The organism is Parundibacterium terreum (genome assembly GCF_014636315.1).
GTDB classification, from domain to species: domain Bacteria; phylum Pseudomonadota; class Gammaproteobacteria; order Burkholderiales; family Burkholderiaceae_D; genus Undibacterium; species Undibacterium terreum.
In genome coordinates this window covers 573694-590557 of the sequence record NZ_BMED01000001.1, presented here as the reverse complement: position 1 = coordinate 590557, position 16864 = coordinate 573694, and the positions used below count along the sequence as shown (strand labels likewise).

17 protein-coding genes are annotated in these 16864 nt (G+C 54.0%); 11 read left to right on the top strand and 6 right to left on the bottom strand.

Features of this window, described 5'->3' with window-relative positions; genetic code table 11:
• The first annotated feature begins 259 nt into the window (after positions 1–259).
• Both IEW12_RS02760 and IEW12_RS02755 read left to right on the top strand, forming a co-directional pair.
• Complete coding sequence (locus IEW12_RS02760; RefSeq protein ID WP_188564446.1) at positions 260–1093, top strand: response regulator; 834 nt, start codon at positions 260–262, stop codon at positions 1091–1093.
• 82 nt (positions 1094–1175) lie between these two features.
• Entirely contained in the window at positions 1176–1895 is a 720-nt protein-coding gene (locus IEW12_RS02755; RefSeq protein ID WP_188564445.1) for a thiol:disulfide interchange protein DsbA/DsbL, read from the top strand.
• Between the two features lie 61 nt (positions 1896–1956).
• Here IEW12_RS02755 and IEW12_RS02750 read toward each other — a convergent pair whose 3' ends face one another.
• Both IEW12_RS02750 and IEW12_RS02745 read right to left on the bottom strand, forming a co-directional pair.
• Positions 1957–2307: a nucleotide pyrophosphohydrolase gene (locus IEW12_RS02750; RefSeq protein ID WP_308789110.1), complete on the bottom strand. Its 351-nt coding sequence runs from the start codon at positions 2305–2307 to the stop codon at positions 1957–1959.
• Between the two features lie 37 nt (positions 2308–2344).
• Positions 2345–3241: a LysR family transcriptional regulator gene (locus IEW12_RS02745; protein WP_188564444.1), complete on the bottom strand. Its 897-nt coding sequence runs from the start codon at positions 3239–3241 to the stop codon at positions 2345–2347.
• A gap of 175 nt (positions 3242–3416) precedes the next feature.
• On the opposite strand from IEW12_RS02745, the gene IEW12_RS02740 reads away from it, so the two are divergent.
• The 5 genes from IEW12_RS02740 (at position 3417) to IEW12_RS02720 (ending at position 6316) form a co-directional block, all read left to right on the top strand.
• Positions 3417–4187, top strand: a complete 771-nt coding sequence (locus tag IEW12_RS02740) for an SDR family oxidoreductase (protein ID WP_188564443.1) — start codon at positions 3417–3419, stop codon at positions 4185–4187.
• Between the two features lie 56 nt (positions 4188–4243).
• A complete protein-coding gene (locus IEW12_RS02735; RefSeq protein WP_188564442.1) occupies positions 4244–5140 on the top strand; it encodes an SDR family oxidoreductase in 897 nt (298 codons plus the stop codon).
• A gap of 77 nt (positions 5141–5217) precedes the next feature.
• Positions 5218–5409 carry a hypothetical protein gene (locus tag IEW12_RS02730; protein WP_188564441.1) on the top strand — a complete coding sequence of 64 codons (192 nt, stop codon included), beginning with the start codon at positions 5218–5220 and terminating at the stop codon, positions 5407–5409.
• Between the two features lie 72 nt (positions 5410–5481).
• Positions 5482–6075 carry a gamma carbonic anhydrase family protein gene (locus tag IEW12_RS02725; protein WP_188564440.1) on the top strand — a complete coding sequence of 198 codons (594 nt, stop codon included), beginning with the start codon at positions 5482–5484 and terminating at the stop codon, positions 6073–6075.
• Positions 6076–6172: 97 nt separating this feature from the next.
• Positions 6173–6316: a hypothetical protein gene (locus IEW12_RS02720; protein WP_188564439.1), complete on the top strand. Its 144-nt coding sequence runs from the start codon at positions 6173–6175 to the stop codon at positions 6314–6316.
• 4 nt (positions 6317–6320) lie between these two features.
• On the opposite strand, the gene IEW12_RS02715 is transcribed toward IEW12_RS02720, so the two are convergent.
• Both IEW12_RS02715 and IEW12_RS02710 read right to left on the bottom strand, forming a co-directional pair.
• Positions 6321–6902, bottom strand: coding sequence for a YcbK family protein (locus IEW12_RS02715; protein WP_371874512.1), 582 nt, complete (start codon positions 6900–6902; stop codon positions 6321–6323).
• A gap of 196 nt (positions 6903–7098) precedes the next feature.
• Positions 7099–8499 (bottom strand): DHA2 family efflux MFS transporter permease subunit, encoded by a 1401-nt coding sequence (locus IEW12_RS02710; RefSeq protein WP_188564437.1) that lies wholly within the window; start codon positions 8497–8499, stop codon positions 7099–7101.
• A gap of 264 nt (positions 8500–8763) precedes the next feature.
• Between IEW12_RS02710 and IEW12_RS02705 the strand changes: the two genes are divergently transcribed.
• The 3 genes from IEW12_RS02705 to IEW12_RS02695 all read left to right on the top strand — a co-directional run bounded on the left by IEW12_RS02705 (position 8764) and on the right by IEW12_RS02695 (position 12335).
• Positions 8764–9126, top strand: a complete 363-nt coding sequence (locus tag IEW12_RS02705) for a hypothetical protein (RefSeq protein ID WP_188564436.1) — start codon at positions 8764–8766, stop codon at positions 9124–9126.
• Positions 9127–9423: 297 nt separating this feature from the next.
• Positions 9424–11511: a bifunctional 2',3'-cyclic-nucleotide 2'-phosphodiesterase/3'-nucleotidase gene (locus tag IEW12_RS02700; protein ID WP_188564435.1), complete on the top strand. Its 2088-nt coding sequence runs from the start codon at positions 9424–9426 to the stop codon at positions 11509–11511.
• An 80-nt stretch (positions 11512–11591) separates the two neighbouring features.
• On the top strand, positions 11592–12335 hold the full coding sequence (locus IEW12_RS02695; protein ID WP_188564434.1) for a tetratricopeptide repeat protein: 744 nt from the start codon (positions 11592–11594) through the stop codon (positions 12333–12335).
• A 75-nt stretch (positions 12336–12410) separates the two neighbouring features.
• Here IEW12_RS02695 and IEW12_RS02690 read toward each other — a convergent pair whose 3' ends face one another.
• Entirely contained in the window at positions 12411–14705 is a 2295-nt protein-coding gene (locus tag IEW12_RS02690; protein WP_229750878.1) for a TonB-dependent receptor, read from the bottom strand.
• A gap of 499 nt (positions 14706–15204) precedes the next feature.
• On the opposite strand from IEW12_RS02690, the gene IEW12_RS02685 reads away from it, so the two are divergent.
• Positions 15205–16110, top strand: coding sequence for a type 1 glutamine amidotransferase domain-containing protein (locus tag IEW12_RS02685; protein ID WP_188564433.1), 906 nt, complete (start codon positions 15205–15207; stop codon positions 16108–16110).
• A 64-nt stretch (positions 16111–16174) separates the two neighbouring features.
• Here IEW12_RS02685 and IEW12_RS02680 read toward each other — a convergent pair whose 3' ends face one another.
• Complete coding sequence (locus tag IEW12_RS02680; RefSeq protein ID WP_229750877.1) at positions 16175–16477, bottom strand: hypothetical protein; 303 nt, start codon at positions 16475–16477, stop codon at positions 16175–16177.
• Between the last annotated feature and the right edge of the window lie 387 nt (positions 16478–16864).

The window sequence follows — 16864 nt, the reverse complement described above, 5'->3', positions numbered from 1 at the left end:
CACGCAGGCCTTTTGCTAGCTGGGAGAAGCTTGTGTCCAGGGGCAGGCTACAACTTACGATCTACGACTGCCCGGCTGACAGATGGTTACACTTTAGCACTGCCTTCTATTGCAACCCTGCAATATAATTAACTTGTAAATAAATACATTCCTCGCATTTGCTGTATCGTAATGCCTGTAGATGCCGTTATCTGTTTTGTACAGGTTTCAGCAAGAGATTGAATTGGATTTGTAAGTGAATTATGTCGTAGAGGTGCAAATGAATACAGTAGACAAGATATACAGCAAGACCGCCAAAGGGCTCGCCGCGCTGAGAGCCGGCACCAAGGAGTTGAATCGGGATAGCCTGAAGGTGCTGTCCCAGGTGGATGGGCGCTCCAATAGCGTCGCCTTGCTCGCAGGCCTGAGCGGCATGACTATGCAGAAACTGAGGGAGGCACTGGACGCGCTGGAGAGAAGTGGCTACGTGCGCGTTTTGACGCAGACCTCTCAGGATATTGTTGAGCCGGCTGCAGACAAGGACGGAAAAATAGAGTTTTCCCTATCATCCTCCATTCCTCCGGCCTCGGAAATTGAAGTAACGGAATTGTCGCCGGAAGACAGCGTGCAGGCCTGGGCTGAAGCGCAAAGAGGCTCGCAGGCTCTGCAGCAAAAAGGCTTTTATACCCATAGCAAGAATAAGGCATTCCCCAGAATCAGCTTGTCGGGTCTTTCGGTATTGATCATGGAAGACGATGAAGACATCTCCAACCTGATGGCAACCATGCTCACCAGCAAGGAGGTTAGGGTGACGCAGGTGTTCGACATACCGACAGCGCTGACCGCTTTGCAGGGCGAGAGCGTTCCAGACCTGGTGCTGCTGGACGTGGTCGTGCCCGGCCTTGCCGACAAGGACGGTTTCCATGTGCTGGAAGTAATCCGCAATGATCCGCGCCTGGCGGCCATACCTGTCATCATGGTTACGTCCCAGATCAGCGACAAGGACGTCATGCACGGCCTGAAAGCGCGTGCAGACGGCTATATTTTCAAACCGCTGAAATGGGCGACGCTCTATCGCTGCATACGCAGTGTGTTTGGTTTGCCGGTGGAATAGGGCAAGACCAGGCGCAAGCCGCTTTCTTTGCCAGCTTGCTTGCGCGCAGTGTTCGCCAAGCCAGGCTGCGGCAGTGGGCGAGATGAATAATAATCTCCAGCATTTCTCAATTTCAAGGACGTTCATGCGATTCTTACGCCGTTGGCTGTTTACGTTATTCATTGCGGGCTTTTGCTCTATCACGTTTGCCCAGTCTATTGAAAATGGAGTGGGTTACGATGTGCTGGAAAGAACTACGATGCTCACGCCGGGCAAAAAAGTAGAGGTAACAGAGTTTTTTGGTTATTTCTGTCCGCATTGCTATGCGCTGGATTCAACATTGGAGGCCTGGGTAAAAAAGCAGGGTGACAAGATCAGCTTCACTCGCTTGCACACTTCGTATTTGGGTAAGACTCTACCGCAGCAACGCATGTATTTCACTTTGGAGGCGATGGGGCTTGGTGTGGAGATGCACAAGAAAATTTTTGACGCTATCCATCAGCAAAACTTAAGCTTGAACGACGAAAAATCCACACTCGAGTTTGTCGTCAAGCAAGGCATCGACCAGCAGAAATATCTGGAAGCATCACGATCCTTCACCGTCAGAACCAAGGCAGTGCGCACTGCGCAACTGGAAAGTTTTTATGGTCTTTCCGGGGTGCCAAGTATTATTGTCGACGGGCGCTATCTGACCTCTCCACAGATTGCCGGACGCAAGTTGCCCGGTAGCTTGCCTGAAGCTGACTATGTGGCGGCTCTGATGCCTGTGCTGGATGCCTTGGTCAGCAAGGCTGCAGATGAGAGAGCGAATAAAGAAAAATAAATGTAGGCGATTTACTTAGGCGATTGACACGTCGAGGTTTGCGGAAACGCGTCCAAGCTTTTTATTCATTGTATTTACGGTCCGAGCCTTTGAACTCAGCGGCCGGATACTTGGCCGCATTGGCCAGCATCTTTTGCCGGGCGGCCTGTTCCAGGTCTATCCCGGCCAAGTCGGCAAAGCGTATCAGGTACAGCAGGATATCGGCCAGCTCCTCAGCGGTGCGGTTCTTCAGTTTTGGGTCTTGCAGTTCGCCCCATTGCTGGCCGCGCGACCATTGGAACAATTCCAGCAGTTCAGCGGCTTCTATCGAAATGGAGGCGGCCAGATTTTTGGGGGTATGGAATTGCTCCCAATCGCGCTCCGCCGCAAAGGCTTTCAGTTCTTCGCACAATGCCTGGTTGTCTATCATCATTATTTTCCTGTAATGCTTGCTTTGTTCATGTACGTCATTAATGTGCTTTGGCAAAAATCTCTGCCATCCAATCTACAAATACCCTGACCCTGGGCGACAACTGCCGGTGATGCGGATAGAGCACAGCCACCGGCATCGGGTCCGGCCTGAAGCCGGCAAGTATCTCTTGCAGTTTGGCTTGCTGCAATGCTTCTTCCACATGATAGCGCGGCACCTGTATCAGGCCAAAACCGTTGGTGCAGCAGGCCGCATACGCATCGGCATTATTGATCGATACGCTGCCTTTGAGCTGGTAGCTGGTTTGCTTGCCGTCTTCGATGAAGTCGAAAGGGAACGCCTTGCCGGTTTGCGAAGAAAAGAAATTCACGCCGCGGTGCTGCTCCAATTCTGCCGGTGTTTGCGGTATACCGTATTTTTTCAGATAAGCCGGGCTGGCACAGGTGACTTGTTCCAGCGTTCCTACCCGCCGCGCCACCATTGATGAGTCGCGTAGTTCTCCCACCCGCAAGACGCAATCCACGCTTTCCCTGACGAGATCGATCAGGCGGTCGCCCATGCCTATTTCCAGCTCTATATTCGGATAGCGCTCGCAAAACTGCGGCAATACAGGCATTACAAAATGCATGCCCAGCGTGCCGTGCATGTCTATGCGCAGCTTGCCGGCAGGATTCACGGCCGCTTCGCTGAAGATGTTTTCTGTTTCCTCCAGGTCGGCCAGCAGGCGCATGCAGCGCCGGTAATAGGCATCGCCATCCAGCGTTGCGGTGACCTGGCGCGTGGTCCGGTGCAGCAGGCGCACCCTGAGCCTTGCTTCCAGTTGCTTGATGGCATGGGTGACGGTCGCCTTGGGGAAGCCCAGTTCCTCGCCCGCCTTGGTAAAGCTGCCCAGCTCTACGATGCGGGTAAAGATCCGCATTGATTCGAATCTGTCCATGGAATACCTATTGTTGATTTAAATTGCACAGTTAAGGCAATTTTACCTAGTTTATCCACTCAGAATCAATAGGCATAATGCATTCACTGGCTCACGCAAAGCTGCGCAGCCTTAGCAGAAAGTTCACTGTTTCGTTACTTACCTTATTACTTACCTTTATATCAAGGAGCATTTCATGACTACCATCTACACAACTAATGCAGCATCATCCCAAGGCAAAGTAGCCATCATTACCGGCGCTTCCCGCGGCATCGGTGCAGCCATCGCGCAGCGCCTGTCCAGCGAAGGTATGGCCGTTGTTATTAACTACGCAAGCCGTAGCGATGAGGCAGACGCGCTGGTGGCAAAAATCACAGCCCAGGGCGGCAAAGCCATAGCGGTGAAGGCCGATGTTGCTGATTCGCTGGCTGTGGCCCAGTTGTTTGACGCCGCCGAAATCGCTTTCGGCAAGGTGGATGTGCTGATCAACAATGCAGGCGTAATGCCGGCCGGCTTGCCTGCACTGGCAGATACCGATGATGCAGCTTTTGACAGCATCTTCAATATCAATGTCAAAGGCAGCTTTAACACCATGCGCCAGGCTGCAAAGCGTCTGCAATCCGGTGGCCGTATCGTGAATTTCTCTACCAGCGTCAGCGGTTTGGCACTGCCTGGCTACTCGGTCTACGCCGCATCCAAGTCAGCGATAGAAACGATGACCAATATCTTTGCCAAGGAATTGCGCGGCAAACAGATCACTGTGAACGCAATTGCTCCAGGGCCGACAGCGACTGCCTTGTTCCTGACCGGAAAAACGGATGAGGTGATAGAACGCATGAGCAAGGCAGCTCCGCTGGAGCGCCTGGGTACGCCTGAAGATATTGCTGCGGCCGTGGCTTTCCTGGTCAGCAATGACGGCGGCTGGATCAATGGCCAGACCCTGCGCGCCAATGGCGGCATCGTCTAAACCCCTTATTCAGTCAATCTTATATTCGCTAATTACTTATTCTCAAGGAGTACATCATGAAATCAGTCGTATTGGTTACAGGCGCATCCACCGGCATCGGCAATCTGGCAGCGAAGGCGCTGGCAGCAGCAGGACATACTGTGTATGCCAGCATGCGTGACATCAAGGGGCGCAATGCGCCGCGAGCCAGGGCGCTGGTGGACTATGCATTTGCCAATGGCTACAGCCTGCGCGCGCTTGAGCTGGATGTGTTGTCGCAAGAGTCTGCAGATCAGGCAGTAAAAGCCATTATGGAAGAGCAGGGACGACTGGACACGGTCGTACACAATGCTGGCCATCTGGTAGTCGGTGCAATGGAAGCTTTCAGCCCGGAAGAAATCAGCAAGGTCTTCGATACCAATGTGCTGGGTGTGCAAAGGGTCAACCGCGCGGCCTTGCCTGCGATGCGCAATAACGGCTCGGGCCTGATGCTGTGGGTCAGCAGCACCACGGTGCGCGGTGGTTTCCCTCCTTTCATGGGGCCTTACGCTGCAGCGAAAGCGGCAATGGATTCTATTGCGGTGACGATGTCGTATGAGTTGACACGCTTCGGCATCGAGACTTCAATCGTGGTGCCGGGTGCTTTTACTCGTGGTACTGCGCATTTTCCAAATGCAGGCAAACCCGCTGATGAAACCACGGCCGCTGCTTATAGCCGCTATAACGGTCTGATGGATCAGGTCGGCGCCCGTCTCAGCGCGCTGACACCGGATGATGCAGATCCACAGGCAGTAGCGGATGACATTGCGCGCATCGTCAGCCTGCCGGCGGGCACTCGTCCTTTCAGGAGCGTGATCGACTTTATCGGTGATGGTGCGGCGGAAGTGACGGAAGTGGCCGAGCAAGTCCGGACGGATTTTGCCAGGCGCATAGGTATAGATGACCTGCTGCAGGTAATGCCTAAAGCAGCATAGGGCGGATCGCTTGAAACAGGCAGGTGCAGGGCAGGCCGATAGCATGAAAGCCTGCCCGTTTTTTGGAGAGTCATTAAATGACTAGGATTATTTTAAACAAGGGAATGAAAGGGCATCCGCGTTTGACTATGGCGCTACTGGGATTGATTAGCCTGATGTTGAAGCTGGAATTTAATCTGGGCGCTGTGGTGTTCGTTTTGTCCGGCAAGGCTGTGCATGCGTTGCTGGAGGCGCATGTGTGTCCGCATCGCCAAGAAGAGGCGATGTGACAAGCTGCATTGACGAACGCCGATTGCTTGTGGCAGCATCTTTCACTCCATAATCTTTTCCGGGACGACGCAATGATCATCAGCCATCAGGGTAAAACTCCCCATATTGACCCTGGCGCTTATGTCGCACCGAATGCGGTGGTCTGTGGTGATGTCACTATAGGGGCTGGTTGCCGCATCCTGTTCGGTGCGCAGTTGATCGCAGAAAGCGGCTCCATCACGATAGGAAAAGAATGCATCGTGATGGAAAATGCAGTGCTGAGAAGTTCGGCGCAACACCCGCTAAGCATAGGCAATAATTGCCTGATAGGCCCGCAAACCCATGTGGTCGGCTGCACGATAGAGGATGAGGTCTTTGTCGCCACAGGCGCGGCCGTGTTTCATGCCGCGCATCTGGAGAAGGGCAGCGAGGTCAGGATCAACGGCGTTGTGCATATCAAGACCCGGCTCCCGGTGGGTGCTTTTGTGCCCATAGGCTGGGTGGCGGTTGGCGCCCCAGCGCAGATGTTTGCACCGCACGAGCATGACAAGATCTGGGAGGTGCAGAAGACGCTGAATTTTCCGCTGACCGTCTATGGTTTTGACAGGGATGAAGCGGATATGGTGAAGATTACGCAGCGCCTATCGCAGAGCCTGGCATCCCATAAGGATGACAGCGCGGCGTAGGCTGGTATTCGGCAGGCTGCAAAGTGTGTTCGCACACAGAAGTTGAAATGGACGTCTGGTAAGGTGGGCTTTTAGTTTTACGCCAGCCGAGGACGCTATGAGTTTACCCAGAATTCCGCCAGAACCCGATCCCAAGCCTGAACCGGTGATACCGCCGCAGCCGGACAGGCCGGATGATGAGCCTGTCAAGGATCCGCCGCCCGCACCGCATGTGAATGAACCAATGCGGCTAAGAGCTTGAGTGATCAGCCTTTCCAGATGCGTTGCAGGCCGGTATCCGTGTGTATCCAGCCGCCTTGTGCGCTAGGGCGGTAATAAAAGCCCACGCCGCCCTGGCGGAAGCTGCGTATCAGGCCGCCGAGTACTTCCTCATGTAACTTGGAAATGCGGATGTCGGCTGCGCGGCCTTCCAGGTGCAAGGACTTCCTGGCCGCCGGTACGCCTTCCTCGATCAGCCTGCGATTGGATTCCGGCGTGCGATAGCCGGAAAGAATCTGCAGCGGCTGTGTCATGCCGAACCTTTCCACGTAGGCTTGCGTTGCCCACAAGGTTTCCAGCAATTTGGGGGCGATCGGCGCAGTTTGCTTGCCGTTGACATCGCGCAGCATGTGGCACAGTTGCTGGTATGCCGATTCCTGGATGTCGCCGTCTTTCCAGTACAACAGCTTGGTGTGCTCGCCGGTGGCGGGGCGGATTACGTCCAGGGTGCGGGGCTTGACCCAGAATTCTATGTCCAGCGATTGGGAGTCGAACAAATCCGGTGGCGGTTCTAGATGGCCGGGGGGTGTTTTGCCGGCCTCGGGTTCTGCCGCGTTGGCGATATGCATGCCGGTGAACAATCCGGCTGCCGTCAGCCACAGGCCCTTCTTTAATACATTGCGACGAGATGGCATAGTGTTCCGAATCTGAATCTATAACGCGCTTAGTGTATATCACAGGTAGTAAAAAAGCATGCTACCGATACACTATGTTGCTAAATTGGCCCGTATCGCCGGGCCGGTTTCGATAGCATGCCTCTTTGTTTCAACTACCTCCGCGACTGACATTCTCGCCATCGGCTGGTCGCAGGGTCCAGAAAGACAGCGATGACAATGCTGTCAGTATTCCCAGGGTCAGGAAGGCGTGGTGCAGCGAGGAGGTCAGTAGCGCCTTGTCCGTCTGTGGATGGTTGCCCAGGAACCACGCGGTAATCAGCGAGCCGAAGGCCAGACCGAAGCTCAGCGACAATTGCTGCAGCGAGCTGGCGATGCTGCTGGCCATGCTGGAATCCTTGTCGCCTATGTCTGCATAGGCCATGGAATTCATGCTGGAAAATTGCAGCGAATTAAAGAAGCCCATGGTCAGGCTGAGAGGGACGATAAACCATACCGACGTGCTGCCGGTGACAAACGAGAACATGCTGATAGTGACGCCGATCAGCACTGTATTCACGATCAGCACCTGGCGGTAACCGTATTGTCGCAGCACCCTGGGTGCAATCAACTTCATCCCCATGGCGGCAAAGGCAGACGGCATCATCAGCAGCCCCGATTGCCAGGCCGGCAAACCCATGCCCAGTTGATACAGCAGCGGCAGCAGGAAGGGCAGGCCGCCTATGCCAAGCCGCGTGATAAATCCGCCTATCACGGCAACGCGGAAAGTCCTGATCTTCAGCAGCGTGATGCGCAGTAATGGAAACTCGGATTGGCCGGCATGCCATGTATACGCGGCCAGCAGACAGATCGCCAGCACAAACAAGACTGCGCCGGAAGTCGGGTCTATCTGGTGTTCGCCGAAGATTTCCAGCAGCCAGGACAATAGAGCAACGCCGGTGCCGTACAGCACCAGGCCGATCAGGTCGATGGGGCGTGGCTCATCGCCATGGTAGTCCGGCATGTAGCGATGGATCAGATAGAGCGCCGCAAAACCGACAGGTACATTGACGAAAAATATCTCGCGCCAGCTCATCCAGTGCACGATCAGGCCGCCTATGGTTGGGCCCAGCAAGGGGCCTATCAGCGCCGGGATAATCACAAAATTCATTGCGGCCAGCAATTCCGATTTGGGGAAGGTGCGCACGATGGCGAGCCGGCCGACCGGCATCATCATCGCCGCGCCTATGCCTTGCAGCAGCCGCGCGGCAACCAGCATCGGTGAATTGACCGACAAGCCGCACAGGATGGATGCAACCGTAAATACGGTGACTGCAATCATGAATACCCGCTTGGTGCCGAAGCGGTCCGCCATCCAGCCGCTGATGGGGATGCAAACCGCCAGGCTGAGGATGTAGCTGGTCACCACGGCTTTCAGGCTCAGCGGCGTAACCCCCAGGCTGGCAGCCATGGTGGGGATTGCGGTGTTGACGATAGTGGAGTCCAGCTGTTCCATGAACAGGGCCGTGGCGACGACCCAGGGCAGATATTTTTTTGTTTCGATATTGGTCATCGTGGCCGGAGGTATCGGGTATTGGGTATGGCGCGAAGCGGGAGGGTGAAAAGCAAGAGCAGAAACCGGTGCAAGATTGCTACGCCGTAGGCGAGATGATAATCCATTCTGCAAGATGCCGCAGGCGAAGCTGGAGACCATGCAATTTTTATAGTTTCCTGAAGAAAAGAAGTGCACGCAATTTTCTTGTTTAATTGCAAATTCAGCAATGATTAATTACACTGAATTGTCAATGCAGAACTGAAAAATGCTTTGGGGCGGGCGATGTCGTCAATCACACTTACAGGCAACACCATTATTCCTGCTCAGATACTGGAGGCTGAATCCAGCTATGCGCAGCAGATCAATCTGGGGTTCAGCGCCAGCGAGGAAGAGAATTTGCTGAAGCATACCTTGGTGAATCTGCACACCGCGATTGGAGAGTCGGGTGAGCTATCGCCTTTTCAGAGAAAGAGCAGCCTGACCGATATTGACAGCCTGACTGCGGAACTGTGCAAGCCTGCATTGCAACAAGACAAGGGCATAATCAAAGGCTTCTGGTCGCGATTAAAAGAGACGCTGTCTCACAGCGAAGAGCTGACCAGAATGAATTGTGCTGTTGGAAAATTGCTGGGTCTGGCGATTTAAGTAAATCAGACCACGTGCCGCAGGCTCCGTGGCGTTTGAAATCCACGCGAGTTACTTTTTGGATGGTGATTTTATCCATTTTTATTCGTTTCCAACGTAGCTATAACCGAATTCGATTTTTCTTTGTCGAGTTTTTATCCGGTCATTAAGCGGTCACATTTAGAAGCGACACTTTGCGCGTTCTTGCCCAAACACTAATTTCTGATTTAAAAAACAGAGTCAGTGAGGCGGCAGGATGACTCAATTCCGGTCGCGCAATCGATTTCGTCGCGGCTTTCTTACCTGGAGATCAGCTTCATGTTGAAAAAAATATCGGCCCCCGTACTGACGGTCATGGCCACCGCATTGCTTGCCGCATGCGGCAGCGGTTCTAATACGACGGCCCCCACAATTCCAGAAGGTACTACGCTGAAGATGGCGATCCTGGAAACGACGGACATCCATTCCAACGTGCTGGGTTACAACTACTATTCTTTGTCCGAAGATACCAGCCTTGGGCTGGACCGGACATCGACGCTGATACAAAGCGCCAGGGCAGAGAATCCGAACAATGTATTGTTCGATGATGGCGACGTGATCCAGGGTACTTTGCTGGGCGATTACCAGGCGGTAGCTTCCCCTAATCCTTGCGCCAACACGCTGGCCGTGCACAAGGTCATGAATGCGCTAAAGTATGACGGCGGCGGCCTGGGTAATCATGAATTCAATTATGGCCTGGGTTTCCTGAGCCAGATCACCAATACCGACTTTGGCGTGACCGGCGTTTCCAAGCCTGTCAGCTGCGGCGCCCCCAGCTTCCCATTGGTATTGTCCAACGTGTATAGCGTGGCTAGCCAGAAGCCTATCTTCAATCCTTATGCAGTGATCCCCAAGCAATTTACCGCGACCGGCCCTGATGGTGCGGCGATCAACGTCAAGCTGAATGTCGGCATCATGGGTTTTGTGCCGCCGCAAATCATGGACTGGGATCAAAAGAACCTGGCCGGCAAAGTGTTTGTCAACGGTGTGCAAGAGTCTGCCAACCAGTATGTTCCTGCGCTGCGTAGTGCCGGCGCCGATCTGATCGTGGCCTTGTCCCATGGCGGCCTGGACGCATCGCCTTATAGCCCTAAAATGGAAAACGGCAGCCTCTACCTTGCTTCCACAGGCATTGATGCCTTGCTGGTGGGCCATTCGCATTTGATTTTCCCGCAAGCCAAGGAAAAGAATGCGCCTGCGATCGATGCTTCTCTGGCTGCGTTGCCGAAGCCGCTGGTCGATGCCACCAATGGCTTCGTGAACGGCGTGCCGACCGTGATGGCACAAAGCTGGGGCCGTCGCCTGGGCATCATCAAGATGACATTGATTTACCAGGGTGGTAAATGGGTCGTGCAAAAACCACAGACCACGGTAGAAGCGCGCGGTTTCAAATATACCGATGGCGCAACCATCGTTGCGGCAGACCCTGCTATTGCTCCTATCGTCTCGACTGAGCACAAAGCAACCATCGCCTACGCACAGCAGCCTCTGGGCACGACAACAGACTTTGAAATGTCGTCCTACTTCTCGCTGGCTGGTGATGTTGGCGCTATTCAGATCGTCAACCAGGCACAAATCGACTATGTGAAAAATTTCCTGGCGACGACTACCGATGCAACCTTGTCCAGCTACAAGTCTATACCGGTGATTTCTTGCAGCGCGCCATTCAAGGCCGGCCGCAATGGTCCTACCGACTTTACCGATGTGGCGCCGACAGCGACTCCTGCCGCGCCGTTTGGCTTGCAGGTTCGCAATCCGGGCGACCTCTACCTGTATAGCAACAACAATCTGCAGGCAGTGAAGATCAAGGGCTCCGATTTGAAAAACTGGCTGGAAACAGCGGCTTCGCAATTCGGCAAGATCGATCCGAACAGCACGGCTGAACAAGACCTGGTACCGTCCTATTCCACGATCTACAACTACGACGTGTTCTACGCAGAAGGCAATGCACTGCAGTACCAGATCGACGTGACACAGGCAGTCGGTAGCCGTATCGTCAACCTGACTTACCAGGGCAAGGCGGTAGCAGCGACGGATGATTTCATCGTGGCGACCAATGACTATCGTGCAGGCGGCGGTGGCAACTTCCCTGGCATAGACGGCAGCAAGACCATCATCAAGTCGCCGGATGCGAGCCAGGCAGTGGTCAGCAGCTACCTGCAAAAAATCGGCAAGGTAACACTGGCAACTAATGGCAACGGCCAAAGCTGGAGCTTTGTGAGGGTAGCGACACAGGGACCGGTCATCCTGCGCTCTACACCAGGCAAGCTGGCGATAGCACAGGCGATAGGCCTGAGCCGCGTGAAATCTGAAGGGGCTCTGGATGCAAGCGGATTTGCCAAGTATGCGATAGACCTGAGCAAATAGTTTTAAATTGCTCGTCTTGCAAAGCGAGTACACCGGCAGGCCTTGTCTTAGGGCCTGCCGGATTTTGGGATTAGAGAATCATGTTTCAATATTCAGGAAAACTCACCCCTATCGTCTTAACCATCTTGCTGGTGAGCGGCTGCGCACAGCAGTCGGGAACTCCGCCTACTACGGCGCAAATAGAGTCGCTGTCCATCCAGGCGAATCAGGGGCGGCAGGAAAAAGCGGCTGCGCAATTGCGGCAGTGGGCAGAGCAGGGCATGCCGGTTGCCCAGCGTGAGCTGGCATTGTTGCTGCAGCATTCGCCTGCCGGCTATGCGGAGGCGCGCGGCTGGTTTGAAAAAGCAGCTAGTGCAGGCGACGGTGAAGCTGCATTCAATCTGGGCGAGGCGTATTATTTTGCCAGGCTGGGCGTCAGCCGCGATGCAGGCATGGCCTGGAAGTGGTATGAGCAGGCGGCGCAGCATGGCGAGGACAAGGCGGCGCTGATGCTGTCGCGCATGGCCAAGTACGGTGACGGCACGCAACTGGATGTGGCGGCATCTGTCAAATGGCTGAAACTGTCCAGCGAGCAGGGCAATGCGCAGGCGATGTTCTTGCTGTCCAATGCCTATCTGTCAGGCGATGGAGTAGAGCGCAACGAAGTATTGGCGCGTAGCTGGCTGGAGAAATCCGCGCAAGGCGACTTTCCGGTGGCGATACAGGCGCTGGCAATGGCAGCAGAAGGCGGGGATCTGCAATTGCAGAAAGACCCTGATCGTGCGCGGCATTTGTTGAAAGAAGCGACCGAGGAAAGGCGCATGCATTGGAATGTCGCGCGGTAGTAATTAGCATAAAATTGGCATAAAAAAAACCGGGCTTCATTTGCATGAGCCCGGTTTTGTTTTTTTCCGCAAGGATCAGAAGTTAGCCTTGAATTGCACGCCGTAGGCGCGTGGTTCGTTCAGGATACCTGTCAGGTTGTCGAAGTCGATACCTGCGACGATTTGTTGCCTGTTGGTGATGTTACGGCCGTAGGCAGCGAGTTCATACTTGCCGTTACCCCATTTGTAGCCGACGCGTACGCCGCCCAATGTCAGAGGTTTTGCGGTGTATTCCTTGGATTCATAAAGGAACTCGTTGAACTTGCCTTTATAAGACCAGTCCGTGAACGCATACAGATCGCCTTCGCCGAATGGAACCGTGTATTGCAGCGTGAAGTTGGCTACCCACTTAGGTGCTTGAGGCAAAGGGTTGCCGTTGATGGACACGGTGCCTGGCAATGGACCTGGCGCATTGGTTACAGTACAACCGTTGCCGCAAGGAGCTGCGAACAAGCCGGGATCTTTGATTTCGGTCTTGTTGTAGCTGGTGCTGAACGTGGTTTTCCAGTTACGGTTCAGTTTGGCTTGCGCTTCCAGTTCAAAACCCTGGCCTTCGACTTTATCGGCGTTCACCAGTTGGTTCTGGTTGACGGCGCCGCTACCGGCGGTCAACTGCATGTCTTTCACGCGGTAGTGGTAGACCGTGGCGCTGATACGTGCCGTGTTTTCCAGCAGGTCTTTCTTGATACCGGCTTCAAACGACAGATTTTTTTCCGCATCTGCCACCGAGATATTATTGCCGAACAATACGCGCCCCTGGATACTTGGAGCGCGGTAACCGGTTGCAATGCGGCCGAACACCGAGGTGTCGGCGTCTATCGTGTAGTTGGCGCTCAGATCCCAGCTCGCGTTGTTGGAACGTGGATGGGCGGTTAACACTGGTGTGCCTGTGTCGCCAGGGCCTGCGCCCGGAGTGACATAGCGTTTTGCATCAAAGTCTTTCTTGTCGTTGGTATAGCGTACGCCGGCGGTCAGCTTCAGTTTGTCACTGACGGCATACTTGATGTTACCGAAAGTTGCCCAGGACTTGGCATGCTGATGCTGGTTCGCATAACCATCCTGCACATTGCCAGCCAGTGAGTTGAAGTCGAAGCTGTCAACCTGGATGTCTTCTTTGAAGAAATAGACGCCGCCTATCCATTGCAGAGGATCCTTGGTATTGGACTGAACGCGAAACTCTTGGGTGAGCTGCCTCAGGAAAGGCAGGCCGTCTGCTGTTTCTGATGGGAAGGGGATGAAGCCTGGGCCCATAGGCAATGCGAACGAAGCACCGTAGCCACCGTCAACGTCGGCGCGGCTATATACTTTTGCCTTGTCGTAGCCTGAAATCGAATACAGGCTTATTGTATCCAGATCCCACTTCAGGTTCACATTCAGACCGCTGGAAGTCAGCGTCTGCCTGTTGATGCCGTCGGTTGGATAGCTGTCATAGCTGAAGCCAGGCACGATATTGTTGGTGCCTTTCTGGATGATATTGGCGCGGAATAGCGTTGCATTACCCGCCATGTCGCGGCCATGGGCGCTGAACAAAGCGGTAAAGCCTGCATCCTTGTACTGGAACTGCAGACGCGCGGCATTATCGTGGTAGCCCTCAAAGGACCTGGTCGCCGTATTGGGATTCGGGTTGGTGTTGTACACGCGGTCGTCGCGGCTTTGTGCCTGGCCGGAGAAGCGCATTGCCCAGCGGTCGCTCAGCGGTACGTTGATTGCGCCTTCCAGGTTGACCGCGCCGTAATTGCCGTAGCCCGCATTGGCATAGCCTTCAAATACATTGCTAGGTTTGACGGAATCGAACTTGACGATACCAGCCGGCGAGTTGCGGCCGAACAGCGTGCCTTGCGGACCGCGCAGTACTTCGATATTACCCACGTCAAATACAGGGAAACCTTTCAGGATCGGGCTTTCCTGCACGACGTCGTCAAAAATCAGGCCGACGGGCTGCGATGCATTCATGTCGAAATCGGTATTTCCCAGGCCGCGGATATAGAAACGCGGGAAGGTGCGGCCGAAATCAGACTCTACGTTCAAGCTAGGTACGCGTTGCGCAAGGAAGGTGATGTCCTGGCCGCTGGCGTTGTAGGTATCCAGCACTTCGCCCTTGATCGAGGAGATAGACATAGGCACGTCGCGCAGATTTTCTGTGCGGCGTGTGCCCGTGACGATGACTGTTTCCAGTTTGGTGGAATCAGCCGGGGCGTCGGCGGTGACGGCAGCAGCCGGCGCTGTTTGCGCCAGCGCCGCATGCATGGGAAAGGCGGAGGCGATCGCCAGAGCGATCAATGTCCGCGTTGCTCCTTGCATTACGGAATGGTTGGTTAGCTTCTTTTGCATGTGCTCTTCCTCGGTTATTTACTTCTTCCCAATCGGAATAGGGAGATAACTATTCCTGACAGTAATCCTTTTTACGGCACTTCCTTAATTCAGACGCAAACGTTTGCGCATTGCGTTTTAGCCATTAACCGCCTATGCCAAAAACAAGTCAAGAAATAGTCATTAGCATATGAATATTTCACCAAAATGACGCAGAATCTGTTGTGAATTCCAAACAAATTCTTGGTGGGGGGAAATTTTGGTGCGGCGCATTCACCATGCTGGACAGGGCGCTATTTTAATTTCCGAAATCAATGCCAGATTGCGCTATGGTATTGATTTTTATAGATATTTTATTTTTTTAGGCAATACCTGTTTTGATCGCAATACTCAATCTTGACAGTGTTTAGTTTCATCGGTATATTTATCTTAGCAATGTTTAGATTCGGGCCGGGGCACTTCGCTCTGCCGTCGCCCCGCACTGTCGCGCAAACAGCGCGGCATCAGATCAAGGACCATCATGGCAAACATCATCATTCCGCTTCCCAACCTGGATTTCGATCCCAGTGAAGTTGCGATTCCATGGAAAATTCTGCGCGAGCAGGGCCACAGCCTGGTGTTTGCAACGCCGGATGGCCGAGCTGCCGCGGCGGATCCGGCCATGTTGACTGGGGAGGGACTGGATTTCTGGAGTTTTATCCCGCTGCTGCGGAAACTGAAGATACTGGGGCTAAGCCTGCGCGCCAATGCCGGAGCGCGCCAGGCGTATCAACTATTGCAGCAAGACCCGGCGTTTCGGCAGCCGCTTGCCTACGCAGATTTGAACACGCAAGACTATGACGGTTTGTTGCTGCCGGGCGGCCATAGGGCGCGGGGCATGCTGGCTTATCTGGAAAATGAAACTCTGCACCGCTTTGTTGCAACATTCTTTGACGCGGATAAACCGGTGGCAGCTATTTGTCATGGCGTACTGGTTGCTGCCCGCAGCATTTCTGCCCGTAACGGAAAGTCTGTGCTGTTTGGACGGCAGACTACGGCGCTGACGTGGAAGCTTGAAAACACGGCCTGGTCATTGATGAAATATGCGGGCAGGTTTTGGGACCCCGCGTATTACCGTACCTATCTGGAGGAAGACGGGGAGCCGACGGGATATTGGAGCGTAGAGGGCGAAGTCAGAAGGGCGCTGGCGCGGGTCAGGGACTTTCAGGATGTGCCAAAAACCTCGCCCGGTTTCTTTCGCAAAACCAGCGGCTTGTTTCGGGATAGCGTGACTGACGATAGCCCGGCCTTCGTTGTGGTAGACGGCAATTACGTTTCCGCGCGCTGGCCCGGCGACGTGCATCGCTTTGCTACCGTGTTTGCCGATTTGCTGGGGAAGCAGGCGGCCAATGCGTCGGGTGCAGGAGCCCTTAGTCCGGCAATGTAGAACTGGCGCTCAGCCAGAAAGCCCGCACATCGCCAGCTCGCTTCTCGAGCAATAAACAGCCAGTTCAGTCGCCGCTGATGTAGTTATTGCACATCGTGATCAGTGCCGATAATTTGTCTGCATCCGGCCTGGCTTGCAACACGGCTTTGACTTCTGCAATCTGGGCCCGGCTGGGAATGATCTCGGTTGGGCTGTCGCACATCCATGTGATCAACATCGCGGTGATCTTCTTCGGGGCCAGGTTTGCTACTTCCTTGCGCGATGGAACATGGCAAGGTTTCTTGTCATAAGTCTTGCACCACTTTTCTGCTGCCTGCAAATTGCTTAGCGGAACTCCAAATCGGTCACTTTCCTGTTCATGTCTCATACTTCATTTCGGTTCGTTGATCTTGTGAAACGCGCTGTTGAAGTGCGCTTCTGGCGGACCGTAAAGCACACTTTTTAAGTGCCTGCGGACGCGCCCCAAAAGATGCTGCATCACCAATAAGAGCTGAATGCGGTAAGTCTATTATGAACCATGCTGAGCAAGCTTCGCAATGCGGTCTCTTGCTTTATATCAAGGCGAACCGAAATAGTTTTTGCTTGCTGCATTGCAAGTATGCGCTTGAAATGTTTCCGGTGTGTATTTTTTGCTTTTTGCCATGTGGCATGTTGTGCTTATGTTACTTGACAGCCTTATTCCTGGCCGCAAAACTCTGGCAATATACGAGTTCGCTGTTTTGCATGAATCTTGCATAAATTCTGCTCGACTCTT

What these genes read in the sequence shown, in the direction of transcription:
- IEW12_RS02760 (WP_188564446.1), top strand. Translation starts at nt 260, where the DNA reads ATGAATACAGTAGACAAGATATACAGCAAGACCGCCAAAGGGCTCGCC.
- IEW12_RS02755 (WP_188564445.1), top strand. Translation starts at nt 1,176, where the DNA reads ATGAATAATAATCTCCAGCATTTCTCAATTTCAAGGACGTTCATGCGA.
- IEW12_RS02750 (WP_308789110.1), bottom strand. Translation starts at nt 2,307, where the DNA reads ATGATGATAGACAACCAGGCATTGTGCGAAGAACTGAAAGCCTTTGCG.
- IEW12_RS02745 (WP_188564444.1), bottom strand. Translation starts at nt 3,241, where the DNA reads ATGGACAGATTCGAATCAATGCGGATCTTTACCCGCATCGTAGAGCTG.
- IEW12_RS02740 (WP_188564443.1), top strand. Translation starts at nt 3,417, where the DNA reads ATGACTACCATCTACACAACTAATGCAGCATCATCCCAAGGCAAAGTA.
- IEW12_RS02735 (WP_188564442.1), top strand. Translation starts at nt 4,244, where the DNA reads ATGAAATCAGTCGTATTGGTTACAGGCGCATCCACCGGCATCGGCAAT.
- IEW12_RS02730 (WP_188564441.1), top strand. Translation starts at nt 5,218, where the DNA reads ATGACTAGGATTATTTTAAACAAGGGAATGAAAGGGCATCCGCGTTTG.
- IEW12_RS02725 (WP_188564440.1), top strand. Translation starts at nt 5,482, where the DNA reads ATGATCATCAGCCATCAGGGTAAAACTCCCCATATTGACCCTGGCGCT.
- IEW12_RS02720 (WP_188564439.1), top strand. Translation starts at nt 6,173, where the DNA reads ATGAGTTTACCCAGAATTCCGCCAGAACCCGATCCCAAGCCTGAACCG.
- IEW12_RS02715 (WP_371874512.1), bottom strand. Translation starts at nt 6,902, where the DNA reads ATGCATATCGCCAACGCGGCAGAACCCGAGGCCGGCAAAACACCCCCC.
- IEW12_RS02710 (WP_188564437.1), bottom strand. Translation starts at nt 8,499, where the DNA reads ATGACCAATATCGAAACAAAAAAATATCTGCCCTGGGTCGTCGCCACG.
- IEW12_RS02705 (WP_188564436.1), top strand. Translation starts at nt 8,764, where the DNA reads ATGTCGTCAATCACACTTACAGGCAACACCATTATTCCTGCTCAGATA.
- IEW12_RS02700 (WP_188564435.1), top strand. Translation starts at nt 9,424, where the DNA reads ATGTTGAAAAAAATATCGGCCCCCGTACTGACGGTCATGGCCACCGCA.
- IEW12_RS02695 (WP_188564434.1), top strand. Translation starts at nt 11,592, where the DNA reads ATGTTTCAATATTCAGGAAAACTCACCCCTATCGTCTTAACCATCTTG.
- IEW12_RS02690 (WP_229750878.1), bottom strand. Translation starts at nt 14,705, where the DNA reads ATGCAAAAGAAGCTAACCAACCATTCCGTAATGCAAGGAGCAACGCGG.
- IEW12_RS02685 (WP_188564433.1), top strand. Translation starts at nt 15,205, where the DNA reads ATGGCAAACATCATCATTCCGCTTCCCAACCTGGATTTCGATCCCAGT.
- IEW12_RS02680 (WP_229750877.1), bottom strand. Translation starts at nt 16,477, where the DNA reads ATGAGACATGAACAGGAAAGTGACCGATTTGGAGTTCCGCTAAGCAAT.